This is a genomic window from Streptomyces sp. NPDC093801 (assembly GCF_040701585.1).
In the GTDB taxonomy this organism is placed as follows: Bacteria; Actinomycetota; Actinomycetes; order Streptomycetales; family Streptomycetaceae; genus Streptomyces.
This window is the reverse complement of record NZ_JBFBDP010000004.1, coordinates 204463-228026: the sequence shown is the minus strand read 5'-3', so window position 1 is coordinate 228026 and position 23564 is coordinate 204463. Positions and strand designations below refer to the sequence as shown.

At 71.0% G+C, this 23564-nt stretch carries 24 protein-coding genes and 2 pseudogenes; 16 read left to right on the top strand and 10 right to left on the bottom strand.

What is annotated here, in order from left to right; all coding sequences use genetic code 11:
- Positions 1–15: 15 nt before the first annotated feature.
- Positions 16–591, top strand: coding sequence for a GAF domain-containing protein (locus AB0469_RS06280; RefSeq protein WP_366450162.1), 576 nt, complete (start codon positions 16–18; stop codon positions 589–591).
- Between the two features lie 94 nt (positions 592–685).
- Here AB0469_RS06280 and AB0469_RS06275 read toward each other — a convergent pair whose 3' ends face one another.
- The 3 genes and pseudogenes from AB0469_RS06275 to AB0469_RS06265 all read right to left on the bottom strand — a co-directional run bounded on the left by AB0469_RS06275 (position 686) and on the right by AB0469_RS06265 (position 2200).
- On the bottom strand, positions 686–1093 hold the full coding sequence (locus tag AB0469_RS06275) for an FKBP-type peptidyl-prolyl cis-trans isomerase (protein WP_366450161.1): 408 nt from the start codon (positions 1091–1093) through the stop codon (positions 686–688).
- 332 nt (positions 1094–1425) lie between these two features.
- Positions 1426–1665: pseudogene (locus AB0469_RS06270) on the bottom strand (IS5/IS1182 family transposase); the annotation flags it as partial.
- A gap of 121 nt (positions 1666–1786) precedes the next feature.
- Positions 1787–2200 (bottom strand): SgcJ/EcaC family oxidoreductase, encoded by a 414-nt coding sequence (locus AB0469_RS06265; protein ID WP_366450160.1) that lies wholly within the window; start codon positions 2198–2200, stop codon positions 1787–1789.
- Positions 2201–2506: 306 nt separating this feature from the next.
- Between AB0469_RS06265 and AB0469_RS06260 the strand changes: the two are divergent.
- From AB0469_RS06260 to AB0469_RS06245, 4 genes and pseudogenes are all read left to right on the top strand, one after another.
- Positions 2507–3451: pseudogene (locus AB0469_RS06260) on the top strand (PEP/pyruvate-binding domain-containing protein); the annotation flags it as partial.
- 27 nt (positions 3452–3478) lie between these two features.
- Entirely contained in the window at positions 3479–5089 is a 1611-nt protein-coding gene (locus AB0469_RS06255; protein ID WP_366450244.1) for a PEP-utilizing enzyme, read from the top strand.
- A gap of 54 nt (positions 5090–5143) precedes the next feature.
- Entirely contained in the window at positions 5144–6202 is a 1059-nt protein-coding gene (gene zapE / locus AB0469_RS06250) for a cell division protein ZapE (protein WP_366450159.1), read from the top strand.
- A 540-nt stretch (positions 6203–6742) separates the two neighbouring features.
- On the top strand, positions 6743–7990 hold the full coding sequence (locus tag AB0469_RS06245; protein ID WP_366450158.1) for a dsDNA nuclease domain-containing protein: 1248 nt from the start codon (positions 6743–6745) through the stop codon (positions 7988–7990).
- 103 nt (positions 7991–8093) lie between these two features.
- Here the strand turns inward: AB0469_RS06245 and AB0469_RS06240 are convergent, their stop codons facing one another.
- Positions 8094–9302, bottom strand: coding sequence for an IS701 family transposase (locus AB0469_RS06240; RefSeq protein ID WP_366450157.1), 1209 nt, complete (start codon positions 9300–9302; stop codon positions 8094–8096).
- A gap of 273 nt (positions 9303–9575) precedes the next feature.
- Between AB0469_RS06240 and AB0469_RS06235 the strand changes: the two genes are divergently transcribed.
- Together AB0469_RS06235 and AB0469_RS06230 are read left to right on the top strand one after the other, a co-directional pair.
- Positions 9576–10052, top strand: a complete 477-nt coding sequence (locus AB0469_RS06235; protein WP_366450156.1) for a hypothetical protein — start codon at positions 9576–9578, stop codon at positions 10050–10052.
- A gap of 1 nt (position 10053) precedes the next feature.
- Positions 10054–11988: a hypothetical protein gene (locus AB0469_RS06230; RefSeq protein ID WP_366450155.1), complete on the top strand. Its 1935-nt coding sequence runs from the start codon at positions 10054–10056 to the stop codon at positions 11986–11988.
- Positions 11989–12051: 63 nt separating this feature from the next.
- Here the strand turns inward: AB0469_RS06230 and trxB are convergent, their stop codons facing one another.
- From trxB to AB0469_RS06215, 3 genes are read right to left on the bottom strand one after another with little or no spacing between them, the layout of a single operon-like run.
- On the bottom strand, positions 12052–13044 hold the full coding sequence (gene trxB, locus AB0469_RS06225) for a thioredoxin-disulfide reductase (protein WP_366450154.1): 993 nt from the start codon (positions 13042–13044) through the stop codon (positions 12052–12054).
- A 10-nt stretch (positions 13045–13054) separates the two neighbouring features.
- On the bottom strand, positions 13055–13474 hold the full coding sequence (locus AB0469_RS06220; RefSeq protein WP_366450152.1) for an arsenate reductase ArsC: 420 nt from the start codon (positions 13472–13474) through the stop codon (positions 13055–13057).
- 46 nt (positions 13475–13520) lie between these two features.
- Entirely contained in the window at positions 13521–14150 is a 630-nt protein-coding gene (locus tag AB0469_RS06215) for an arsenate reductase ArsC (RefSeq protein ID WP_366450151.1), read from the bottom strand.
- Between the two features lie 76 nt (positions 14151–14226).
- Between AB0469_RS06215 and AB0469_RS06210 the strand changes: the two genes are divergently transcribed.
- From AB0469_RS06210 to AB0469_RS06185, 6 genes are read left to right on the top strand one after another with little or no spacing between them, the layout of a single operon-like run.
- A complete protein-coding gene (locus AB0469_RS06210; RefSeq protein WP_361768722.1) occupies positions 14227–14541 on the top strand; it encodes a metalloregulator ArsR/SmtB family transcription factor in 315 nt (104 codons plus the stop codon).
- A 40-nt stretch (positions 14542–14581) separates the two neighbouring features.
- Complete coding sequence (locus tag AB0469_RS06205; protein WP_366450150.1) at positions 14582–15358, top strand: aquaporin; 777 nt, start codon at positions 14582–14584, stop codon at positions 15356–15358.
- The gene (locus tag AB0469_RS06200; RefSeq protein WP_366450149.1) at positions 15355–16413 is read left to right on the top strand and encodes an ArsO family NAD(P)H-dependent flavin-containing monooxygenase; all 1059 of its coding nucleotides are present in this window, start codon (positions 15355–15357) and stop codon (positions 16411–16413) included. The genes AB0469_RS06205 and AB0469_RS06200 overlap by 4 nt, the downstream gene beginning before the upstream one ends.
- A gap of 34 nt (positions 16414–16447) precedes the next feature.
- Entirely contained in the window at positions 16448–17230 is a 783-nt protein-coding gene (locus AB0469_RS06195) for a MerR family transcriptional regulator (RefSeq protein WP_366450148.1), read from the top strand.
- Positions 17227–17532 (top strand): hypothetical protein, encoded by a 306-nt coding sequence (locus AB0469_RS06190; protein ID WP_366450147.1) that lies wholly within the window; start codon positions 17227–17229, stop codon positions 17530–17532. Before AB0469_RS06195 ends, AB0469_RS06190 begins: the two co-directional genes overlap by 4 nt.
- 60 nt (positions 17533–17592) lie before the next feature.
- Entirely contained in the window at positions 17593–18591 is a 999-nt protein-coding gene (locus AB0469_RS06185; RefSeq protein WP_366450146.1) for a bile acid:sodium symporter, read from the top strand.
- Here AB0469_RS06185 and AB0469_RS06180 read toward each other — a convergent pair.
- Genes AB0469_RS06180 through AB0469_RS06170 form a run of 3 tightly spaced genes read right to left on the bottom strand, consistent with a single transcriptional unit; the run spans position 18584 to position 20546 of the window.
- Complete coding sequence (locus AB0469_RS06180; RefSeq protein ID WP_366450145.1) at positions 18584–19081, bottom strand: N-acetyltransferase family protein; 498 nt, start codon at positions 19079–19081, stop codon at positions 18584–18586. The two genes, AB0469_RS06185 and AB0469_RS06180, sit on opposite strands and share 8 nt — an antisense overlap.
- Positions 19078–19446, bottom strand: a complete 369-nt coding sequence (locus AB0469_RS06175; protein ID WP_366450144.1) for a metalloregulator ArsR/SmtB family transcription factor — start codon at positions 19444–19446, stop codon at positions 19078–19080. The genes AB0469_RS06180 and AB0469_RS06175 overlap by 4 nt, the downstream gene beginning before the upstream one ends.
- A gap of 41 nt (positions 19447–19487) precedes the next feature.
- A complete protein-coding gene (locus AB0469_RS06170; protein ID WP_366450143.1) occupies positions 19488–20546 on the bottom strand; it encodes an NAD(P)/FAD-dependent oxidoreductase in 1059 nt (352 codons plus the stop codon).
- Positions 20547–20652: 106 nt separating this feature from the next.
- On the opposite strand from AB0469_RS06170, the gene AB0469_RS06165 reads away from it, so the two are divergent.
- From AB0469_RS06165 to AB0469_RS06155, 3 genes are read left to right on the top strand one after another with little or no spacing between them, the layout of a single operon-like run.
- The gene (locus AB0469_RS06165) at positions 20653–20865 is read left to right on the top strand and encodes a hypothetical protein (protein ID WP_366450142.1); all 213 of its coding nucleotides are present in this window, start codon (positions 20653–20655) and stop codon (positions 20863–20865) included.
- A 55-nt stretch (positions 20866–20920) separates the two neighbouring features.
- Positions 20921–22285, top strand: a complete 1365-nt coding sequence (locus AB0469_RS06160; protein WP_366450141.1) for an NAD(P)-binding domain-containing protein — start codon at positions 20921–20923, stop codon at positions 22283–22285.
- Position 22286: 1 nt separating this feature from the next.
- Positions 22287–23528, top strand: a complete 1242-nt coding sequence (locus AB0469_RS06155) for an MFS transporter (protein ID WP_366450140.1) — start codon at positions 22287–22289, stop codon at positions 23526–23528.
- The last annotated feature ends 36 nt before the right edge of the window (positions 23529–23564 follow it).

Here is a 23564-nt window from a genome sequence, read left to right as displayed (position 1 = left end):
CGGAAGGGAAGCCCCATGACCCAGACGATCGCCCCCGCCGTGCCCGCAGCACCCCGGCCCGATCCGGCCGTGGCCGAGCTCCTGCGGTCGGTGGTGGACACCGCGCGCGCCATCTTCGGCGCGCAGGCGAGCTCCATCCTGCTCCTCGATGCGGACGAACTCGTCTTCGAGGCCGTCTCCGGACAGGGACAGGAGTTCCTGGTGGGACGGCGGTTCCCGGCGGGCCGGGGGATCGCCGGGTGGGTCGCCGCCTCGGGGGAGCCGATGGTGGTCGACGACCTGCACGACAGCGCCTCCTTCGACCGGGACATCGCCGAGTCCACCGGCTACGTCCCGAACGCGCTGATGGCCGCCCCGCTCGTCCGCGGGGACCGCGTCCTCGGCGTCCTGGAGGTGCTCGACCCGTCCCCCCAGGCCCGCTCGGGCCTGCCGGAACTCGACCTGCTGGGCCTCTTCGCCCGCCAGGCGGCCGTCGCCCTGCACGTCCTGACCACCCACACCCCCCGGCCGGCCCCGCAAGCCCCGCAGGACCCGTCGCGCACCGAACTCCTGCGCCTCCTCTCGGAGGCCCGCCGCGTCCTCGGTGACTGACCGGCACCTCCCGCGAGCGACGGCGCCCGGCCGGAACCGTCCCCCGGCCAGGCGCCGGTCACGGCCGCACGCCCGGCCGCACGCCCGGCCGGGCTCACCGGCCCGCGGTCCACCCGGCCGCACCGGAATACGAGTCGACGAGGTCCACCACGAAGACCAGGGTCGACCCCGCCGGGATCAACGGCGAGGGCGACTGCTTCCCGTAGCCCAGACGCGGCGGAACGACGATCTCGCGCCGGCCGCCGACCCTCATCCCCCGCACGCCCCGGTCCCAGCCCTTGATGACCTTGCCGCCGCCCAGGGCGAACTTGTACGGCTCGCCCCGGTCCCAGGAGGAGTCGAACTCCTTCCCGGTCTCGAAGGTCACCCCGACGTAGTGGACCTTGACCACCATGCCGGCCTTCACCTCGGGCCCGTCCCCGACGACGAGGTCCCGCACCGTCAGCTCCCCGGGAGCATCACCCCCCGGAACCTCGACCTCGGGCTTCGTCGCTCCACCCATCGCTGCCTCACCACTCTCGACGGAACCTCACGCACGGCCCGGCCCCTCCGGACCCCCGGGAACACCGACCGCCCGGCACACGTCCGACCCCGTGGAGCACACACTCCGGCACGGGGAGTCCGACGGCGGTGGCGCGGGTACCCGGACCTGGCGCGAGTTTACCGACGACCGGCCCGGGGGCTGTGCTCTCCGGCGTGCCGGGACCGCCCGCCGTTTGCAGTGCCTGCCCATGTCCCCCTGGCGCCCGAGGAGACGCGCGGCCCGGGGCCGGGGCCGCGGGAGGGGGCGGGAAGGCTCGACGAGCGAGCCAGGACGTCTCCTGCGGATCACCTGGCCGGCCGGCCCCCGAGCCGGCCGCGCCGCTTGCGGTTGGCGTCCCGGTCGGACGGCTGCGGGGTCACCGCCCGGATCCCGCGCCGCCGCGGGTGGGACCGGATCGCCCGGGACGGGCAGGCCTTGTCGGCCACGACTGCGTCTGGTGTGGTCCGGGGCCGCCCCATCGGCCTGGGCGCCCGCAGGCGGTTCATGACCTGGGCGAACGCGGGTGCGTCACCGGCCTGGCCGGGAGTGAGCTCGTCGGCCGGGGCCCCTTGTGACGGGTCCCGGCGGCATGCTGATAGGCGCGGACGATCGCGGAGCCGACCGCGATGACCCAGTCCAGGTCGCCCTCCGTGTCGGCTTGGGGGAGAAGGCCTAGTCGGCGGTGACGGCGGCGACGGCGGTGTTCTGGCAGGCGGTGAGCAGCCAGCGGCCGTCCCCCTGCTTCGCGATCACGTACAGCGGGGCTCCCTCGCTCTCGAGGCCCGGGGCCAGGTAGCGCTGACGGACCTTGACGGCCGCGACGTCGGGGCGGATGAAGAGCACGTGCATCACCTCGTAGGTGACCTTGCCGTCCCAGTTCGCCGCGGGGAGGACCTTGCGGGTGAACTCCGATATCGCGTCGAGGCCCAAGAGGACGTGGCCGTGGGCTGTCGTCCAGATCGCATCGGGGTGGAAGAGGGCGAGGAACTCCTCGGGGTCCTTGTTCTGCTGGGAGTGCTCGACGGTGGCGACGAGCCGGCGGATCGCTTCGATGTCCGCAGCGCGGGACGTGGATTCCGTGTTCATGTGGATCACCCTCACACCTCAACCGCAGTTGGGGTCAAGTCCGGCGCTGTACCGACGGCTCGGATGGCATCCGCTCGAGAAGGACGTTCTCGTCGGACAGCCCGAAGGCCGCCTGGTGTCCCTGCCGTTGCGGACCGTGACGACGACCCCGCACGACGGCTCCCGTCAAGTCTGCCCTCCCGTACGGCTGTTCTCGCTCCCGCGTGACGGACGCGGGAGGTGTCCGGTACGCGGCAGGCCTGTTCGCGAGGGCGCCTCCGATGCAATCATGATCCTTTGCCGGAGGCCGAGTTGGGGGATCGGGTCATGGGGCTCGTGCTGTCGTTGAACGATGCGAACGCGACGCTGGAGACGGCGGGCGGCAAGGGGGCGGCCCTCTCCGAGCTCGCGCGAGCGGGGCTGCCGGTACCGGGCGGGTTCCATGTGACGACCGCCGCGTACCAGGAATTCGTCACCTCCACCGGCGTGGCGGACCGCATCCGTGCGGAGCTCGCCGCAGCCTACGGACCGGACGGCGACGCGGACGCGGACACGGCGGCCGGCGCGGGGGCCCGCATCCGGGCGCTCTTCGAAGAGGGCCCGCTGCCCTCCGCCCTGGAGCAGGCCATCGCGAAGGCGTACGCGGACCTCGGCGACGGCGCGCGCACCGTCGCCGTACGGTCGTCGGCGACGGCGGAGGACCTGCCGGACCTGTCCTTCGCCGGCCAGCAGGACACGTACCTGAACATCAGCGGCGAGAGAGCCCTCCTGGGAGCCGTACGGAAGTGCTGGGCATCGCTGTGGACCGACCGTGCCCTCGCGTACCGCGCCCGGGCGGGCATCGCCCACGAGGACGTCTCGCTGGCCGTGGTGGTGCAGGAACTGGTGGCCGCGGATGCCGCCGGGGTGATGTTCACCGTCGACCCGCTGGGCGGGCGTGCCGACCGGCTCGTGGTCAACGCGGCCTGGGGGCTGGGCGAAGCCGTCGTCAGCGGGCTGGTCACCCCGGACACCCTGGTCGTCGAACGCGCCGGACTGGTCGTCGTGGAGGAACGCGTCGCCGCGAAGGAGGTGATGACCGTTCCGACCGCCGAAGGAACCGCGTAGCAGCCGGTCCCCGAGGACCTGCGCGAGGCCCCGGTCCTCACCGCCGCGGAGGCCGGCGAACTGGCCCGGCTCGGACTTGCGATCGAGGAGCTGTACGGCGAGCCGCGCGACATCGAGTGGGCCCGCGAGGCGGGTTCCTTCCGCATCCTCCAGGCACGGCCCGTCACCACGGTCGCGGCGCCCCGGCCCGAGGTGTGGAACGACAGCACCGGCACCGACGCCCTGTGGACGAGCGCCAACCTGGGCGAGGCCGTCCCGGACGTGATGACGCCCGCGACCTGGTCGTTCGTCAAGGCGTTCATGGGCGACGTCATGGTCGGGGCCAGCCTGGAGGGACGCCCGATGTACGGGAACATCGGCGGCCGCTTCTACATGAACCTCAGCGTCACGGCCACCCTCGCCGCCGCGTTCGGGCAGGGCCGCAAGTTCGCCCAGGCGAACGAGCTGGTCTTCGGCCGCCTCCCCGAGGGCATGACCATTCCGCTGCTGCCCGCCTCCAGGGTGCGGGTCTGGCGGGACACCATCGGCGAGGCGTTCGCGGTGATGAACCGCATTCGCGCGAACGGGAAGCAGCTGCCGGCGTTCCTGGAGGAGGCTCCCGAGCGCTGCGAGGAACTGCGCGCCCGTGTCGCCGCCGCGGCGACCGCCGGGGACCTGTCGGCGCTGTGGGAGTCGGAGGTGGCGCCGTACTTCCGCCGCTGCTGCCACATGCTCCAGGCCGCCACGCGCCAGGGCGGGGACTCCCTCGTCAAGGTGCGCGGCACCCTGGAGTCCCTGGTGGGTGAGCAGGACGCCGACCTGATGACCACCGGCCTCGGCGACGACGGCCAACTGGCCAGCATGGGACCGCTGCTGGGCCTGGAGCGGCTGGCCCGCGGCGAGACCGACCGCGACACCTACACCCGGACGTACGGCCACCGCGGCCCGCACGAGTTCGAGGTGTCCCTCCCGAGGCCGGCCGAGGACGCGCAGTGGATCGACCGGCAGCTCGCCGCGCTCGGTACGGTCGAGGAGGACGCGGCCCTGCGGCTCGCACGGCAGACCACCGCTCGCGCGGCGGCATGGGACCGCCTGGCCGCCGCCCACCCCCGGCGGCTGGCGGGCCTGCGCACCGCGGTGGACGGCTGGGCGGCCTCGGCACGCCTGCGGGAGGCCGCCCGTACCGAGGTCGCCCGCGTCTTCTGGCTGCTGCGCACCTTCGTCCTGCGCGCGGGCGAGGTCAGCGGGGTCGGCGAAGACCTGTTCTTCCTGTCCCGCGGGGAGATCCTCGCCCTGCTCGGCGGCGACCGGACCCCGCTCGCCGCGGTCCCGGCCCGTCGTGCCGCATACGACGCCTACCGCGCGCTCCCCACCTATCCGACCCTGATCCGGGGTGAGTTCGACCCGCAGGCGTGGGCCGCCGACCCGAACCGGCGGGCCGACCTGTTCGACGCGCAGGACACGACGCCCGCCACGGACACGGTCGCGGGCTCGCCCGCGTCCGGCGGCGTGGTGGAGGGCACGGCCCGGGTCGTCGCCGGCGTCGAGGAGGGCGAGGCCATCCAGCCGGGCGAGATCCTGGTGACCACGGTGACGAACATCGGCTGGACACCCCTGTTCACACGGATCTCGGCGATCGTGACGGACGTCGGCGCGAACCTCTCGCACGCCTCGATCGTGGCGCGTGAGCTCGGCATCCCGGCGGTGGTCGGATGCGGCAACGCCACGACGCGGATCCGGACGGGAGACAGGATCAGGGTGGACGGCGGCCGCGGGACGGTGGACGTCCTGGAACCGGCGGCCGAGACCTCGGACCCCGCCTGATCCCCGGCCGATGGCCCGACCCGGAACCCAGCGTACGAACGGACGAGCAGACCGGTGCCCCAGCACGAACAGGCCATGCGCCGCCACTTCCAGCAGGCCGCGGCACGAAGCGGATTCTCGGTCGCCCCGGCGCAGGAGGCCGCCGTGGAGCGGCTGGCCCGCCTGGCGGCCGAACTCGCCCGGCCGGCCTGGACGTTCCCCAGGCCGCCACGGGACCTGTACGTCTGGGGCCCGGTGGGCCGGGGCAAGTCCTGGTTGGTGGACACCTTCTACGACGGGCTGCCCACGGGGCGCAAGCGCCGTCTGCACTTCCACGACTTCTTCCGCCGGCTGCACGACGGGGTGAACCGGCCGGGCGCCCGCCACGACGGGCAGAGCGCTGTCGACGGCGCCCTCGACGAGCTGATCGGCGACAGCCGCGTCCTGGTCTTCGACGAGTTCCACGCACACGACGCGGGCGACGCGATGCTGATCGCACGCCTCTTCCGTACCCTCCTCGACCGCCGCATCACCCTGGTCACCACCTCGAACTACCCGCCCGCCGGGCTGATGCCCGACCCGCTCTACCACCACCTGTTCGAGCCCACCATCGAACTCATAGAGGAACGGATGGACGTCCTGGACGTCACGGGTCCGGTGGACTTCCGCCGACTCGCGGTGCCCCGGCCGCAGGCCCGCCGCCGGTTCGCGACGGGCCTGTGCCTACCCCCGGGGGACACCGTTCTGGAGGCACGGGGCCTCACCGCCCCGGCGCCCGCGGAGGCCACCGCCGTCCAGGCGCACCTGCGGCAGCTGCCGGCCCGCGCGGTGCGCCGCGACCTCGTCTGGTTCGCCTTCGACGCCCTGTGCGAGGCCGCGACGGGCGTGCCCGACTACCTGGCCCTCGCCGAACGGTTCGGCACTCTGGTCCTGGACGGCCTGCCACCGCTGGCCGAGGCCTCCGCCGACGCACGGCAGCGTTTCGCGAACGTCGTCGACGTGGCCTGCGACCGGGACGTCCGGCTCGTCCTCATCGGCGCCGACCCCCTGGCCGCCCTCCCCGCAGACCGGGCCCTCACACGCGACCTGGACCGCACGGCCAGCCGCCTCGCGATGCTCCAGCGGGGCACCTGAGCCGACCCGTCCCCGCCACAGCCGGGATCCACGGGGGCCATGGCCGGATTCCCAGCGCCTCCCGAGGGCGCTCAGAAGAAGCCGAGCTTCTTCGGGGAGTAGCTGACCAGCATGTTCTTGGTCTCCTGGTGGTACAGCAGCTATACCCGTGCTGACCTGCGAAAACGTCACATTGTGAGGGTCTTGGGCGGGCGCTGGTCCGGACATGGTCCGGATCTTGGTCCGATGGACGCCTGCCCGGGCTGCGCCTTGGCTGCAGTGGCAGCGTGTGGGAGCGATCGGGTCTGGACGGGTGAGGTGGGTGGCTGCCTGCACGTCCACGCCGGATTGAAGTGGGGTCGCGAGCCCGTGGGCTGTTCCAAGGCTAGGGAGTCGGAAGCGCTGCGGGCCGGTGTCGTTCTGGGTGCGGTGGGCTCCACATCTCCGTGGCCGCGAATGTGACCGACCGGTTACGGAGTGCATGGGTGCTGTGGTAGTTGTGGTGATCTTCCGCCGTCGGCCCTGGGGTCGTACCTCCAGCGGCGGGGTGGGGGGTGTGCAGTGGCTGTTGAGGTTGAGGCGGCAGAGGACGCGGACGCTGATGAAGGGTTCGTGCACCCGATCTTCCGAATGGCACCTCATGAGGACAGCGGGTCGGACACCCTGGGCAACTACCGCTATCAGGCAGAGGTAGCTGCCCAGATCTGCGTTGCGCTGCTCACCCAGGATTCTGTCGAGTCGGTGGTCTGTGAGTGGCACGAGGACTTTGTGGTCTCCTACGCGAACGGTTCGGTAGAACTCGTATCGGTGAAGCACCGTGGAAAGCGGCGTAACCCCTGGAATGTGGCGGATCTTTGCAAGGACGGCGGACTGGCGCACCTCTTCGACCGATGGCGTGCGTGTGATGGCTTGAGTAGCGTCCGTCTTCGGCTTGCGACGAACGCTGGTCTCACAACGGGCAAGGGTGGCGCCACAACGCTGAAGGCGATGTGCGGGCCCGACCCGCGAACCACCGTTGGCGTCGACGATATGGCCAGTGCCGTCGCCCAGTACCTCTTGAAAGTTCGTTGGAAGCAGCCCTACGCCACAATTCCCGAAGTGCCCCAGGTTTCGCGGCTCGCCGACATCGCCATCCCGGACGGTTTTATCGACTTGGTGAAGCTCTTCTTTGGCGCGCTGCTCATTGACGATGAACTGCCGTCGCGTCGGCACATCACCGACGTCAATCTCCAGAGTCTCCTCGTTCCCGCGATCGCGACCCTTCAGCGGGAACACGTGGATGTCGAGGCAACCTATCGCGCATTGATCGAGCGAATCGAGCAGTGCAACCGCGACGAGAGCGATCGGGGCCAGCTCGCTGTCTACATCGCAGACCCGGCGAGGGTCCTGCACAGCGTGCAAATTCAGCAGCGCATCGCGAGGCGTCGGTTGACCAAGGAGACGGTTCTCGACACGTTCGTCTCCAGCCGCTCCGCCGTGCCCACCTTCGCTCGCGGCCAGCTGCCGATCGTCGCCCCGGGTGGGGGCAACCTGCGCAAGAAGATGGCCCGCGGCCGCATTCCGGCGGACGAGGCTGCCCACGCCGAGCGCCTTCGCTCAGCCTGGTATGTCGCCTGGTCCCAGCACCGGTCGGGCCTGGCGGGGGACACTACGGAGCTGGCCAATGTGAGTTATGAGGTTCTGGACACCGTCTTTGCCTGCCGCGACCAGGCCGAGGAGGAAGTGCCAGACGGGGCACCCTACGGGCGCCGCATGAACCAGCTGATGACTCGGCACCTGACACCGGACCTACTAGTAGGGCTTTGTTAGGTGGTGTCGTAGGGCTGCCATGGGACGGTTTGTTGGCAGGTGGGGCAGGTGCCGGTCCAGGTGGCGATGAGGTGTTGGAGGAGGTCCAGGGCCTGGTAGAGGGTCAGGCCCTGGCAGGGGCTTTTGGGTTCCTCCGCTGTTCGGTCAGGAACAGGTGGGCGGCGGTGACGAGGGTGACATGCCGGTGCCATCCGGCAAACGAGCGGCCCTCGAAGTGGTCCAGGCCCAGAGCGGTCTTCAGCTCTCGGTAGTCATGCTCGATCCGCCAGCGGGCCTTCGCCAGACGGACCAGGTCTTTGGCGGGGATGTCGGCGGGCAGGTTCGAGATCCAGTACCTCACCGGTTCGGCTTCGCCTTCGGGCCACTGGGCGATCAGCCAGGACAGCGGGATCGTGCCGTCGGCGGCCGGTTTCGGACGGCGGCCGGCGAGGCGGACCCGCAGGAGCACGAAGTGCGAGCTCATTGCTGCTTTGGAGCCCTTGCGCCAGGTCAGGGACCGGCCGCTGCTGCGGCCCGCGGCCAGCGCATGATCGCGCAAGGAGCGTGGGCGGGTGCGGTAGCGGGGCAGCGGGCGGGGCCCGAGCCCGCCGTAGTCGGGCCGGTGCGGCACCGCGTCCTGGCCGTGGGCGGTCATCTCGCCCTTGACCTGCAGGACCCAGGCCAGACCACGATCGTCCAGACCGCGGCGGAAGTCGGCGTTCGCGCCGTAGCCGGTGTCCGCGACCAGGGCGGCGGGCCTCAGCCCGGTGGCGGCGAGTTCGTCGAGCATGTCCAGGGCGAGCTGCCACTTGGGCCGGTGATGGACGCTGTCGGGGATCCGGCAGGCCCGCCTGCGGGCCTCGGCGTCGGGTCCGTCCCAGATGGCGGGCAGGAACAGGCGCCAGGACAGCGGGCACGAGGCGGTGTCGGAGGCGGCATGGACGCTGACGCCGATCTGGCAGTTGCCGACCTTGCCCAGCGTCCCGGAGTACTGCCGGGCCACCCCTGGCGAGGAACGGCCGTCTTTGGGAAACCCGGTGTCGTCGACGACCCACACCTGCGGCCGCACCGCTACCACCGCCCGCCATGCCAGCCGGGCCCGGACGTCCTCGACCGGCCAGGTCGAGGACGTCATGAACTGCTGCAACTGCTGGTGATCGACCCCGAGCCGGTCGGCCATCGGCTCCATCGACTTCCGCCGGCCATCCAGCAGCAGTCCCCGCAGATACAAGGCGCCCTTCTCGCGCTGGTCCCGCCGTATCAGCGGCGCGAACACCTCGGACGCGAACTCCTCCAACCGGCCCCGCACCGCGGCAAGCTCCCCAGCCCTCATACAGCCAGCGAACTACCGCACACCGAACACGACAAGACCACCTAACAAAGCCCTACTAGGCGCCGGGCTTCCGTTTCCTGTCAACGGGCGTCATTTGCGGGGCTTGGCCTACCAACTCTGCGACGACTGCGACTTCTACTTCTCCGACGTGTTCGACCCCTCTGAGGAGGAGGCGTCGTGACAAGCGCCGGCGACCGACTGGTGGCAACCACACGCCTGAGGGACCGGGCTCGTCGAGAGGAGCAGCATGAGGCTCACTATCACGAGGCCCGTGTGCTGCTGCTGATCGACCGCTTCACCGGAGCGAAGAAGGGCCTGGAAGGTTTGACCAAGCTTGCCAAGCTCGACTTCCTGCTGCGCTACCCGGCCATGCTGGAGCGCCTCCTGGCCAAGGATGGAATTCCGTGGCCCGACGGAGCCCAACCCACCTCCGCTGAACGCCTATCCGTCGAGAGCCGCATGACCCGCTACAAGTACGGGCCCTGGGACCACCGCTACTACACCGTCCTGGGATCCCTGGCTGCACGCGACCTGATCACCTACGGCGGGACTGGCCGTGCCGAATTCCGCATCACAGCCTCCGGCGCGGTCGCCGGGGCAATGCTGGCAGAAACGGACGAGTGGAGTGTGGTGGCCAAGCGCATCACGCTCCTCAAGAAGCACTTCAACAAGTCGGGTACGACCCTGAAGACCCTCATCTACGACCGTCTGCCGGACGCGGTCGACAGGCCCTGGCGGACGGAGATCTGAAATGGCAGTCCACCTTCGATTTCGATCCCTCACCGTCACCACCGCCGACGCCGAGAAGACCTACCGCTTCGACGGGCCGGCCACCGTCGTCAGCGGTCCCAGCGGTACTGGCAAGTCCAGCCTCCTGATGCTGCTCAAGCATGTGGTGGGTGGCAAAGCCGTACTGACCCCGGCTGTCCGCGACCACGTCCTCTCTGCCCAGGCCGAGGTGGTCATCGGCGAGCAGTACGTGATCCTCAAAAGGACCGTGAACGACGCCCGCTCCGGCCAGGTCGACGTCCTCGACCCAGAAACCCTAGCCACTGTCAACACCTACGCCGTACAAGCGGACGGCGACCTGCCACCCTTGTCGGACTACCTTCTGAGGGCGCTCGACTTTCCCCGCGAGACGATCCCGTCCAGCCGCGACGGCAAAGCCACGACGCGGGACCTCACCTTCCCCGATCTCTTCGCCTACGTGTACCGGGAAGCCCGCAACATCGACCGCGAAGTCGTGGGACACCTCGACACGTGGTTCCGGACCAAACGCACCGCGCTCTTCAAGCTGATGTTCGCTCTTACCGACAGCACCGTGCTGGAGCTCAGCCGGAAGCTGGGGGAGCTCAAGGAGGAGCTCCGCAAGAAGACGGACGAATACGAGAACGTCAAGAACTTCCTCGGTGCGACCGACCCCCGCACCGAGGACCAACTGCGGGCCGAACTCACCAGCCTGCGGGACATGCTCCAGCGAGCCGATGCAACGCTGACATCCCTGCGCCACGAACTGGAGGAGAGCACCGCAGCCGACGCCGTCCTCCGCCAAGAGCTGCGTGCCGCAGTGGACAGTGCCCGCGAGGCGGCGGAGGAGGTCCTGGCGGCACAAGAACTCGTGGAGGCTCGTGCCGCGGTTGTCGCCCAGGTCGAACTTGACCTCTCCCGACTCGATCGCTCCACCACCGCCATCGAGAAGCTGTCCCCCTTCGACTTCGTAGTCTGTCCGCGCTGCATGCAGCGCCTCAGCACCCGCCCCGTCCCCGAGGACCACTGTGTGGTCTGCCTGCAGCACGACCCGCACGACCAAGACGTCGACCCCGCCGCAATCGCGCAGACCCGGAGAACCCTCGACCTTCAGCTCCAGGACGCCCAGACCGTACTCGAAGCCGACAGCGGTGTCCTGGAAGCCGCACAACAGCGTGCCCAGCAAACCGACTTCCTCGCGCACAGCCTGCGCCGTCAACTCGACGCGCAGACCCGCGACCTCGTGGCGCCACGCTTCGACGCCATTGCAGACGCCAGCGCCCGCGCGGCCTCGCTCAGAGCAGCCATTGACTCTGTAACCCAGCTACGAGACTCCTGGGCGCGAGCTCACGTGATCGCACGAGATGTCCGCGCCATCAAGGAGCAGCGGACCCGCGCAACGGCTGAAAGGAAGGCCCGAACAGCCGAACTCGCAGCGCGACAAACCCTCGTGAGTGACCTCGGCCGAGACTTCAACACGATGATCTCTCAGCTGCGCCCTGCGCCGTGGATCCAGTCCGCGACCGTCGACCCGACGTCCTATCTGCCCGTCGTGGACAACGTCTCGTTCGAGAGCCTTCAGGCGGACGGCGGGGGCATCGTGACCTGTATCAACGTCGCGTACAGCCTTTCCCTGCTGGAGTTCGGCATCACACACCCAGACGTCCGAGTGCCGTCGCTGCTGATCATTGACTCCCCACGAAAGGCGTCCGGGAGTAACTTGGACGACCAAGCACGAGGCCACCGGACCTACCAGCGCTTTCAAACACTCGCCGAGGTACATGGCTCTCAGGCCCAACTGATCATCGCCGACAACGACTCGGCGCCGATCCCAGGTGCGGCCTTCGGCAAGATCGAACTTGACTACGACAACCCCTTCGTCCCCGGTGTCGCCCACCCCGGCCCCGAGCACACCCACCGAGCCGAAGACGACTCCTGAACGGGCTGTCCGGAGGGGGCGGGGTTCCAGGCTGGCCCCCACCATGGGGTGGGGGCCAGCCGGTCAGGCGTTGACCTGCGCCATGTCTACGTTGGTGCTGCTGTCGCTCAGGGCGGCGAGGTAGCGCTCGGCGTCGAGGGCCGCTGCGCAGCCGGAGCCGGCTGCGGTGATGGCCTGGCGGTAGGTGTGGTCGACGACGTCGCCGGCGGCGAAGACGCCGGGGATGTTCGTGCGGGTCGAGGGCGAGGCGACCTTGATGTAGCCCTCGTCGTCGACGTCGACCTGTCCGGTGAACAGTTCGGTGCGGGGGTCGTGTCCGATGGCGATGAACAGGCCGGTGACGTCGAGGTCGCGGAGCTTGCCGGTGAAGGTGTCGCGCAGGACGACGCCGGAGAGCATGCCGTTCGTGTCCTTGATCTCGGCGATTTCGCTGTCGAAGGCGAAGGAGATCTTGTCGTCGGTGAACGCCCGGTTCTGCATGACCTTGGAGGCGCGCAGGGTGGAGCGGCGGTGGACGATGGTGACGGAGCGGGCGAAGCGGGTGAGGAAGGTGGCTTCTTCCATGGCGGTGTCGCCGCCGCCGACCACGACGATGTCGCGGTCGCGGAAGAAGAACCCGTCGCAGGTGGCGCACCAGGACACCCCGCGGCCGGAGAGCTCGTCCTCCTTGGGGAGGCCAAGCTTGCGGTAGCCGGAGCCGGCCGCGATGATCACCGTCTTCGCGCGGTGGACGGTGCCTTCGGAGTCGGTGACTTCCTTGATATCGCCGGTGAGGTTCACGGAGACGATGTCGTCGTCGATCATCTCGGCGCCGAACTTCTCGGCCTGAGCCCGCATGTTCACCATCAGGTCCGGGCCGTCGATCCCATCGGGGAAGCCGGGAAAGTTCTCCACCTCGGTGGTCGTGGTGAGGGAGCCGCCGACGAAGATGGAGCTGCCGAACAGCAGCGGCTTCAACTGTGCGCGGGCGGTGTACAGGGCGGCGGTGTATCCGGCGGGGCCGGAGCCTATGACGATGACGTCGCGGACGTCGTTGGTCGGGGTCGTCTCGGTCACGGCAGGTGCCTCAGGCCTTCGGCTTGGCGTCGATCTCGGCGATCAGGCCCTCGATGAGGCTCTTGATCTCGTCGCGGATGGGGCGGACGGCCTCGACGCCCTGGCCGGCCGGGTCCTCGAGCTGCCAGTCGAGGTACGTCTTGCCGGGGAAGTACGGGCAGGCGTCCCCGCAGCCCATGGTGATGATGTAGTCGGACGCCTGGGCGGCCTCGGGGGTGAGGACCTTCGGCTTCTGGTCGGAGATGTCGATGCCCAGCTCGGCCATGGCGGCGACGGCGGAGGGGTTGATCTGCTCGCCGGGCATGGAGCCGGCGGAGCGGACCTCGACGCGGTCGCCGGCGAGGTGGCGGAGGAACCCGGCCGCCATCTGGGAGCGGCCCGCGTTGTGGATGCAGACGAACAGGACGGAGGCGGCAGGAGCGGAGGACATCTGTTCTTCCTAGGGGTGAGACGACTGCGATGGGGATGCGTGGGGGTCAGGGGGCGAGCTGGGCGAGCAGCTCGGCGATGCGGGCGTCGATGACGTCGCGTATGTCGCGGACGACGGCGATCGGCGCCCCGTCGGGGTCTGCCACGGGCCAGTCGAGGTATCGGCGGCCGGGCATCACCGGGCAGGCGTCGCCGCAGCCCATCGTGATCACGATGTCGGCGGCCTGCACGACCTCCTCGGTGAGCGGCTTGGGGTAGGCGTCGGCCAGGTTCGCGCCCGCCTCGGTGAGGGCCTGGACGATGTGCGGCTCGACCTCGTCGGCGGGGTGGGTGCCCGCTGAGGAGACCGTGACCGCATCGCCGGCCCGGTGGGCCAGGAGGGCGGCTGCCATCTGGGAGCGGCCCGCGTTCTGGCTGCACACGAACAGCACCCGCATCGGCCCGCTCGTCAGCCCCTGGGTGTGGGCGAGGGCGTCAAGGCGGTCGGCGGTCAGCCGTTCCGCCAGCACGACCAGGTGCGTGCGGATCCGTGCCTGCTCGGCGAGACGCGCGTAGGAGTCGGCAAGCAGGCCCAGCACGGTTTCCGGCGCGAAGTGGCCGGCGTAGCGGGTGGCGAGACGGGCAGCCCCGGCGGCCAGGCGTTCGTCCGGCAGGAGGGGCGAGGAAGGCGTGGGCATGGCGATCCTGTTCAAAGGAGCCAATAGGATCAGCTCGGGCTGGTGTCAGCCCCAACTGATGTGACAGTATCAGTCCATGATGACGTCAGTCGACACTGATCTGATCCGGGTTCTGGCCGACCCGCTCAGGCTCCAGATCGTGACCCTGCTCGCCCGCGAGACGCTCTGCACCACCCACCTCGTGGAGGAGACGGGCGCGAAGCAGACGAACCTCTCCAACCACATGAAGGTGCTGCGGGAGGCGGGGGTCGTGGATACGGAGCCATGCGGCCGGTACATCTACTACCGCCTGCGCCCGGAAGTCATCGAAGCCCTCGCCGGTCAGTTCGCCGACCTCGCACAGACCGCGCGAGCCACCGCAGAAGCGAACCTCAAGCGGTCCTGCCCATAGTCTTCCGCGCTTTGCCTCACCTGCTCGAGGAGAACCCGCCTTGACCGCCACCCAGCCCGTCGGCACCCCGATACCTGCCGACGTGCCCCAGCCCGCACCCGGCGCGACTCCGCCCCGCACCCCGCTGATCGCCCGCGCCGCCGCCGAGCTGGTCGGCACCGCCGCTCTCGTCGCGGTCGTCGTCGGCTCGGGCATCCAGGCCACGAAGCTCACCGACGACGTGGCCCTGCAGCTGCTGGCCAACTCGACCGCCACGGTGTTCGGGCTCGGTGTCCTGATCGCGCTCCTCGGCCCTGTCTCCGGCGCGCACTTCAACCCGGCCGTCACGCTGGCGGAGTGGTGGACCGCCCGTCGGGGCGGCGCCGGGGTCACCGCCCGAGAGTTCGCCGTCTACGTGCCCTCGCAGATCGCGGGGGCGATCGCGGGCGCGATCCTGGCGGACGCGATGTTCGGCGAACCCCTGGTGAAGTGGTCCACCCACGACCGCTCCGCCGGGAACCTCCTCCTCGGCGAGGTCGTCGCTACGGCCGGCCTGATCCTGCTGATCTTCGGCCTGGCCCGCACCGACCGCCTGCGCTTCGCGCCCGTCGCAGTGGCCTCGTACATCGGCGCCGCGTACTGGTTCACGTCCTCGACCTCCTTCGCCAACCCGGCCGTCACCATCGGCCGCGCCTTCACGGACACCTTCGCGGGCATCGCCCCGGCCTCGGTGCCCGGGTTCGTAGGCGCGCAGCTGGCCGGCGCGGTCGTGGGCCTGGCCCTGGTGGCGGTCATCTTCATGCGAGGCAAGACGGACACCGGGACGCTCTCGGCATGACGCGGCGCACGGACGTGGTGGTGATCGGCGGCGGCCAAGCGGGGCTCGCCGCCGGCTACCACCTGCGCCGCCTGGGCATCGAGCACGTCATCCTCGACGCCGAGGCGGCGCCCGGCGGGGCCTGGCAGCACACCTGGGACTCCCTGCGCCTCTTCTCCCCGGCCCAGTACTCCTCCCTGCCCGGGCGGCTCATGCCGTCCCAGCCGGGCGAGCTCTACCCGGACGCCGCCCACGTCATCGGCTACCTCACCGACTACGAGAAGCGGTACGAACTGCCCGTCCAGCGTGGTGTGTGGGTCTCCGCCGTCCACCGGGACGGCGCCTTCCTGCGGGTCGCGACGGACTGCGGGGACTGGCGGGCCCGCGCGGTCATCAGCGCCACCGGCACCTGGACCCGCCCCTTCCTGCCTGCGGTGCCCGGCCGCCGCGAATTCGCCGGCCGACAGCTGCACACATTGCAGTACCAGAACCCGCGGGAGTTCGACGGGCAGCGCGTGATCGTGGTGGGCGGCGGGAACTCCGGAGCTCAGATCGCCGCCGACCTCGCCGGCAGGGCAGAGGTGACGTGGGTGACGCAGCGCCCGCCACGCTACCTCGCCGACGACATCGACGGCCGTGCCCTCTTCGACCACGCCACCGCCCGCCGCCGGGCCCTGGACGAGGGACGTAGGGACACCGGCGGTGTCGCTTCCCTCGGCGACATCGTCGCCATTCCGCCCGTACGCGCCGCCCGCGACGCCGGGCTGTTGACCGCCAGGCCGATGCTCAGCCGCCTCACCGCCACCGGAGCCCAGTGGGCGGACGGGGCAACGGCGGAGGCGGACGTGGTCATCTGGTGTACCGGCTTTCGACCCGCGCTCGCCCCCTTCGCGGCACTGCGCCTGCGCGGCACGCGCGGTCACATCGCCACCGTCGGGACCCGGGCCGTCGACGAACCACGCCTGCACCTGCTCGGCTACGGCGACTGGACCGGCCCCGCCTCCGCCACCCTGATCGGTGTCGGCCGCCCCGCCCGTGATGCGGCCCGCGAGATTGCCGGGCTTCTGCGGGCTTGACCTTCGAGTCGGGTTGAAGGTTTACGGTCGAGGCATGAGCACACTGCGCATATCGCAGCTGGCCGAACGCTCCGGCGTGCCGGCCTCCACCCTGCGGTTCTACGAGACGGCCGGGCTGCTGCCCGCAGAGCGGACGGCGTCCGGCTACCGCCAGTACGGGCCGGACGCGGTGGAGCGGCTGGCGTTCATCTCCTCCGCGAAGCTGCTCGGGCTGGCGCTGGAGGACATCCGCGACCTGCTCGACGTACGGGACGCGGGGGTGTGCGCCGCGGTGCGGGCGCGCATGGTGCCCCTGGTCGCCGACCGGATCGCGGACGCGGACCGCCGCGCGGCCGAGCTGGCCGCCTTCTCCGTCCGCCTCGCCGAAGTCCACCGGCAGCTGTCCGGGCCGGCGCCGTCCGGCGGGTGCGGCCCGGACTGCGGCTGCACCACCGCCGAGCAGCCCCGGCCGGCGGGGCCGGTCCTGGTCGCACTCTCACCCACCCGCCCCCAGCCCGACGCCGACAGCGAGCCGTGGCGCGAGGCGCCGGTGGCCTGCACGCTCGGCGGGGACGAACTGGGCGAACGCACAACCCAGTGGCGGGCGCTGATCGCGCGGTCCACCGGACGCGAAGAGATCACCGACGGCCTGCGCCTCGTCTTCCCGAGCACCCCGCGACTGGCGGCCGAACTCGCCGCCCTGGCGGCGGCGGAGCAGGACTGCTGCGCGTTCTTCGACTTCACCCTGGGTCTCACCCCCACCCACCTGACGCTGACGGTGCGGGCACCCGAAGCGGCCGCTTCCCTGCTCGCCGACCTGTTCGGAGCCACCACGTGAACCCCGAGACGAAGTCTTCCGGCACGTCCCTCCTCGGAGTGGGCGGCCTCGCCGCACTGGCCTGCGCGGCCTGCTGCATCGGCCCGATCACGGCCTTCCTCGGCGGGCTGGGAGTCCTCTCCGCTGTCGGCGCCGTGTGGGTGCCCGCCCTGGCCGCCGTCACCGTCGGAACCCTTGCCGCCACGGCGTGGGTACTGCGTCGGCGCCGCCGGGCCGCCACGTGCGCGACCGCGCCGGGCCCGGTGGACCTCGGCCTGCCCACCCCGCCGCCCGGGCAAGGGCACGCCGGCTTGCCACAATGACCGGGCCCCAGACGGGGCCACCGCACGATCAGCAGGTACGTACAGCAAGGAGTCAGCAGGGTGTCGCAGGAACCACAGGGTCTGGTCGCACGCATGGAGCACCACCAGATCCCGATCTACCTCGGCGCCATGGCCCTGGGCGCGCTCCTCGGCTGGGCAGCACCCTCGGCCGGTCCGGGACTCGAACACGCCATCAACCCCGTCCTCGGGGCGCTGCTCTTCGTGACCTTCCTCCAGGTCCCGGCCGCCGACCTGTTCCGCTCCCTGCGCGACGGCAGGTTCCTGTCCGCGACCATGGTCGTGAACTTCGCCGTCGTCCCGCTCGTCGTCGCCGCGATGTTCACCTTCCTTCCCGCCGACCAGGCCGTGCGCATCGGCGTCCTGCTGGTGCTGCTCTGCCCGTGCGTGGACTACGTCATCGTCTTCACCGGCCTGGCCGGCGGCGACGGCCGACGCCTCCTGGCCGCGACCCCGCTGCTGCTCGTCGCCCAGATGCTGCTCCTGCCAGGCCTGCTGTACCTGTTCATGGGCCCGGACCTGGCCGACGTCGTCGAGGTCGGCCCGTTCCTGGAAGCCTTCCTCGTCCTCATCGTGATCCCGCTCGCGCTGGCCTGGATCCTCCAGGCGTGGGCGGGACGCGCACCGGCCGGACGGAAGGTGTCGGACGCGGCCACGACGACGATGGTGCCGCTGATGGCCGCCACCCTCGTCACCGTGGTCGCCTCCCAGGTCCCCAAGCTCGGCGGCAGCCTCGGCGACGTCGCCGCCGTCATCCCCTTCTACGTCGCGTTCCTCGTGGTCATGGCCTTCGCCGGACGGGGTGTCGCCCGCCTCTTCCGCCTCGAAGTCCCCGCATCACGGGCGGTCGTCTTCACCGGCGCGACACGCAACTCCCTGGTGGTCCTGCCCCTGGCCCTCGCGCTGCCCGACGACCTCGCGGTCGCCGCGGTCGTCGTGGTCACCCAGACCCTGGTCGAGGTGATCGGCATGGTGGTCTACGTACGCCTCGTTCCCCGCCTCGTGCCCGCGACCGCCACCACGCCCGTCGGCGTCAGCTGATCCGTGGGCTGCGGCGCTCCAGGAGGACCACGTCCCGCCAGACACCGTGGTGGCGGCCGATCCGCTCGCGGGTGCCGATGATCCGGAAGCCGACCCGCTCGTGGACGGCGAGGCTCGCGGTGTTCTCGGGGAAGACGCCGGACTGGACCGTCCAGATCCCCGCGGCCTCGGTCGACTCGACCAAGGCGGCAAGGAGCCGGCCCGCGACGCCGCGGCCGCGGGCGTCGGGGTGGACGTACACGGAGTGCTCGACCACGCCCGCGTACGCACAGCGGTCGGAGACCGCGCTCGCCGCGACCCAGCCCGCCACTCGGCCGCCCTCGTCGAGGGCGACGAAGCGGTGACCGGGCAGTTTGGCCTTGTCGAAGGCGGCCCAGTCAGGGGCCTGCGTCTCGAAGGTTGCGTTGCCTTCGTCGATGCCGGCCTGGTAGATGCCCAGCACCTGCTCAGCGTGCTCCGGCAGAAGAGCCTCGATCCGCACGCCGGTCACGCGGCCTTCGCAGCGCCGACCAGCAGCGCGCCCATGGCGGCGAGCACGGACGGCTCGACCCGGTAGTACACCCACGTGCCGCGCCGCTCGGAGGAGAGCAAGCCGGCTTCCTTGAGCTTCTTGAGGTGGTGGGAGACGGTGGGCTGGGAGACGCCGACGTCGGAGATGTCGCATACGCACGCCTCGCCACCCTCGTGGGAGGCAACGGCGGAGAACAGGCGCAGGCGCACTGGGTCCCCCAGCGCCTTGAACATCTTCGCCGCGACCTCTGCCTCGTCCGCCGACATGGGGCGCTCGTTCAGCGGCGGGCAGCAGGGCGCGACGGCCTCGGGCTCCAGGAGCGGCAGTACCTTCGCATTCGACATACGTCTATGTTGACACATGTCGAACCAGACTGGCAGGGGTCTCACGCGCGGTCCAGGTGGGCGGCAAGGCGGCGGGCCGTCCGCTCGGCGTCCCGGCCGACGCCTCGCAGGGAGTTCGAGGACAGGCTGCGCTGCCACTCCAGGCCCACGAAGGCCAGGCCCGGGTGTGCGGGGGAAGCGCCGTCCCGTTGCCGGGGCCGGCCGGAGGTGTCGAGGGCGCCGCCGAGACCGGCCAGGTATGGCAGATCCGGGCGGTAGCCAGTGGCCAGGATCAGCGCATCCAGCCTCTCGGTGGTGCCATCGGCCCAGGTGACCTTGTTGCCGTTCAGGTGCTGGAACATCGGGCGCCGGTCGGGGCTGCCGGCCGCCAGGGCGGCGCGGTAGCGGCCGTCGTCCAGGACTGGCTGGCCGGGCGGGGTCCGCAGCAGGCGCCCCAGCGGTGCGGTGTCGACACCGGTGCGGGTCAGCCAGAAGTGCAGATCCCTCCCCGGTAGGTGCTGGCGGGCGAACTTCACCGGCGCCCGCGTGGCCAGCGTGTTCCGGCTTTCACGCGCGAGCTCGGCGGCTATCTGGACCGCGGAGTTCCCCGCCCCGACGACCGCGACCCGCTGGTCGGCGAACGCGGCGGGGCTGCGGTAGTCGGCTGCGTGCAGGACCTGCCCATCGAAGGTCTTCAGGCCCGGCAGGTCAGGGTGGTGGGGGCGGCCGAAGCTACCCGAGGCTGCGACCACCACCCGCGCCGACAACCGCCCGCCGCCCTCCAGCTCGACGGTGAAACCGCCGCCGTCGGCCAGGACCGCGGCCACGCGCTGCCCGGTGCGGATGTCGGCCTGCAGTCGGTCGGCGTAGGCGGTGAGGTAGGCGACGACTTCGTCCCGGTGCGGGTAGCGGTCCGGATCCCCGCCGAACGGCACTCCGGGCAGTGCGCTGAACCGAGCTGGGGAGAAGAGGGTCAGGCTGTCGTAGTAGCGCGGCCACGAGCCCGCGGCCTGGCTCGACGCCTCCAGTACCAATGGCTTCAACCCTGATCTGACCAGTGCGTGCGCGGCCGCCAGCCCCGACTGCCAGCCCCCGATGACGGCGACTTCCACATGCTCCACGGCAACCTCCGGGAAATAGATGAACGTCTATGTTGACGTCTATCGATACAGGTGTCATGCTGATCACGCAAGCCATCGACAAACTTCGAAACACCAGGGAGTCGTCATGAGCGAGTCGGTCACCCCCAGCCCGAACCACGCCGAGACGGCGGCTTCCTGCTGTAGCGCCGCCCCGGCCGCGCCCACGGCGGAGGCGGCTCCCGCCGAGTCCTCGTCCTCACCGTGCTGCGGCACCGTCGAGGGCGCGGAAGCCGCCGGAGCCTGCTGCGACCCCCAGTCCAAGCGCGAGGCCGTCGCTACCGGAGCCGGCTGCTGCTGACCACCCGAAGTCCCCACCCACCTTGCCCGCCTGCACGAAGACCCGGAGACCAGTCATGAGCGAGACCACCACCGAGCTGCCCGTCGTCGTCATCGGAGCCGGCCCCGCCGGACTCGCGGCCGCCGCCCACCTCGTCGACCGCGGCATCGAACCGCTCGTCCTGGAAGCCGGGACCGCCGCCGGATCCGCCGTCCGAGAATGGGCCCACGTACGCCTCTTCTCCCGCTGGGGCGAGGTCGTCGACCCGGCCGCCGAGAAGCTCCTCGCCCCGACCGGCCGGGTCAAGCCCGCCGAGGACACCTACCCCTCCGGCGGGGACTGGGCCGAGCGGTACCTACAGCCGCTGGCCGACGTCCTCGGCGAGCAGGTCCGCTACGACGCCCGCGTCACCGGCGTCTCGCGCGCCGGCCGCGACCGTATCGTCGACGCCGACCGCGAGGCCCAGCCCTTCGTCGTCCACTACGAGAACGCCGACGGCCGCGAGCAGCGGATCTTCGCCCGCGCGGTCATCGACGCCTCCGGCACCTGGTCCACCCCCAGCCCTGCCGGCGGCAACGGCCTGGCGGCCCTGGGGGAGAAGGCGGCCGCCGACCGGATCGGCTACCGCGTCCCGGACCTGAAGGACCCCGCCGTCCGGGCCCGGTACGCGGGCAAGCGCACCGCGGTCATCGGCTCCGGCGCCTCCGCCTTCACCGCCCTCGCCTACCTGGCTGACCTCGCCAAGTCCGAGGACGGCACCGGTACCCACGCCACCTGGATCCTGCGCCGGGGTATCTCCGGCTCGACCTTCGGCGGCGGAGAGGCGGACCAGCTGCCCGCCCGCGGCGCCCTGGGCCTGGCGGCGAAGGCCGCGGTCGACGGCGGGTACGCGGACGCCGTCACCGGCTTCCGCACCGACGCCTTCGAGCGCGACGAGGACGGCCGCTTGGTCCTCGTCGGGGAGGACGGCCGCCGCCTGGACCCGGTGGACGAGGTCATCGTCCTCACCGGCTTCCGCCCCGACCTCTCCTTCCTCGACGAGCTGCGCCTCGGCCTCGACGACCGCCTCCAGGCGCCGGTCGAGCTGGCTCCGCTGATCGACCCCAACCAGCACTCCTGCGGCACCGTCTACCCGCACGGCGCGAACGAGCTCTCCCACCCGGAGAAGGACGTCTACCTCGTCGGCATGAAGTCCTACGGCCGAGCCCCGACCTTCCTCGCGATGACCGGTTACGAGCAGGTCCGCTCCATCGCCGCCCACCTCGCCGGTGACCAGGAAGCCGCCGAGCGCGTCGAACTCACCCTCCCCGAGACCGGAGTCTGCGGCGGCGCGGGTCTCTTCGACGAACCCGCAGCCGCGGAGGGGGCCGGTGGCGGTTGCTGCGCGGCCCCGGCCACCCTCACCATCGGCGCCGTACCCGCCTCCTCCGGCGGCTGCTGAGGTGAGCGACCTACGAAGCGGCGTGGCTGCGACCGGGACGGGGGTCCGGTCGCGGCCACGCGCCGTCCTGCCCGCCTTCTGCCTCACCCAGATCACCAGCTGGGGCGTCGTCTACTACGCCTTCCCCGTCCTCAACCCGGCCATCACCGCGGACACCGGGTGGAGTACGGGCTCCACCACCGCAGCGTTTTCCGCTGCCCTCGTCGTCTCCGCCGTCGTCGGGATCTATGTCGGCCGCGTCCTGGACCACCGCGGCCCGCGCCTGGTCATGACCGCCGGCTCCGCCCTGGGTTCGCTGAGCCTGCTGGTGATAGCCGCAGCCCCCAACCTGGCCGTGTTCTTTGCCGGATGGCTGCTGGCCGGAGCGGCGATGGCCGCCATTTTCTACCAGCCGGCCTTCGCCGCCCTCACCCGTTGGTGGGCCCCCGACCACGTCCGCGCCCTCACGATCGTCACGCTCGCCGGCGGGCTCGCGTCCACGGTTTTCGCACCCCTTACCGCGGTCCTCGCCGACCACATGTCCTGGCGCGCCACCTACGTGGTCCTCGCCGGCATCCTTGCGGTGCTGACCATTCCGGCGCACGCCCTCGCCCTGAAGGCTCCCTGGCCGCCGGCTCCTCCGAGCCCGCCGCACGTCAGTGGCGGGCACGAGCAGGTCGTCCGCAGCCGGGCGTTCTGGATGCTGGCCGTCACCTTCACCCTGTCCGCGTTCGCCATGTACGCGGTCGTCATCGGCCTCGTCCCCCTCCTGATCGAGCGCGGCTACACCACCACCCAGGCGGCATGGGCCCTCGGCCTCGGCGGCGCCGGCCAGACCCTCGGCCGCACCCTCTACGCGACCCTCGCCCGCCACCTCGGCGTCACCGCCCGCACCATCACCCTGATCGCGCTCGGTGCCCTCACCACCGCCGCCCTCGCCGTCGTGGCCGGGCCGTACGCCCTGCTCGTCGCCGTGTCCGTCTTCGCCGGGGTGATCCGAGGGAACCTCACCCTCCTGCAGGCCACCGCCATCACCGACCGCTGGGGCACCACCCACTACGGCCGACTCTCCGGACTCCTCGGCGCACCCGCCCACGCCGCAGCCGCCCTCGCCCCCTTTGCCGGGGCCATCCTGGCCGGACCCCTCGGCGGTTACCACGCACTGTTCGCCCTACTCGCCGCGCTGGCGTTCGCTGCGGCCGTCACGGCCCTCGGAGCCCGCATGCAACAGCCCGAAGGGGCAACCTCCGCTGGCAGCCGTTGATTTCGAGCCCAGGAACCCAGGTCCGCCCTCATGTCC

Excerpts from the sequence above, each read along its gene's own strand:
- AB0469_RS06280 (WP_366450162.1), top strand. The coding sequence starts at position 16 with ATGACCCAGACGATCGCCCCCGCCGTGCCCGCAGCACCCCGGCCCGAT.
- AB0469_RS06175 (WP_366450144.1), bottom strand. The coding sequence starts at position 19,446 with ATGTCGAATGCGAAGGTACTGCCGCTCCTGGAGCCCGAGGCCGTCGCG.
- AB0469_RS06200 (WP_366450149.1), top strand. The coding sequence starts at position 15,355 with ATGACGCGGCGCACGGACGTGGTGGTGATCGGCGGCGGCCAAGCGGGG.
- AB0469_RS06215 (WP_366450151.1), bottom strand. The coding sequence starts at position 14,150 with ATGCCCACGCCTTCCTCGCCCCTCCTGCCGGACGAACGCCTGGCCGCC.
- AB0469_RS06220 (WP_366450152.1), bottom strand. The coding sequence starts at position 13,474 with ATGTCCTCCGCTCCTGCCGCCTCCGTCCTGTTCGTCTGCATCCACAAC.
- AB0469_RS06230 (WP_366450155.1), top strand. The coding sequence starts at position 10,054 with ATGGCAGTCCACCTTCGATTTCGATCCCTCACCGTCACCACCGCCGAC.
- AB0469_RS06165 (WP_366450142.1), top strand. The coding sequence starts at position 20,653 with ATGAGCGAGTCGGTCACCCCCAGCCCGAACCACGCCGAGACGGCGGCT.
- AB0469_RS06240 (WP_366450157.1), bottom strand. The coding sequence starts at position 9,302 with ATGAGGGCTGGGGAGCTTGCCGCGGTGCGGGGCCGGTTGGAGGAGTTC.
- AB0469_RS06210 (WP_361768722.1), top strand. The coding sequence starts at position 14,227 with ATGATGACGTCAGTCGACACTGATCTGATCCGGGTTCTGGCCGACCCG.
- AB0469_RS06265 (WP_366450160.1), bottom strand. The coding sequence starts at position 2,200 with ATGAACACGGAATCCACGTCCCGCGCTGCGGACATCGAAGCGATCCGC.
- AB0469_RS06275 (WP_366450161.1), bottom strand. The coding sequence starts at position 1,093 with ATGGGTGGAGCGACGAAGCCCGAGGTCGAGGTTCCGGGGGGTGATGCT.
- AB0469_RS06195 (WP_366450148.1), top strand. The coding sequence starts at position 16,448 with ATGAGCACACTGCGCATATCGCAGCTGGCCGAACGCTCCGGCGTGCCG.
- AB0469_RS06160 (WP_366450141.1), top strand. The coding sequence starts at position 20,921 with ATGAGCGAGACCACCACCGAGCTGCCCGTCGTCGTCATCGGAGCCGGC.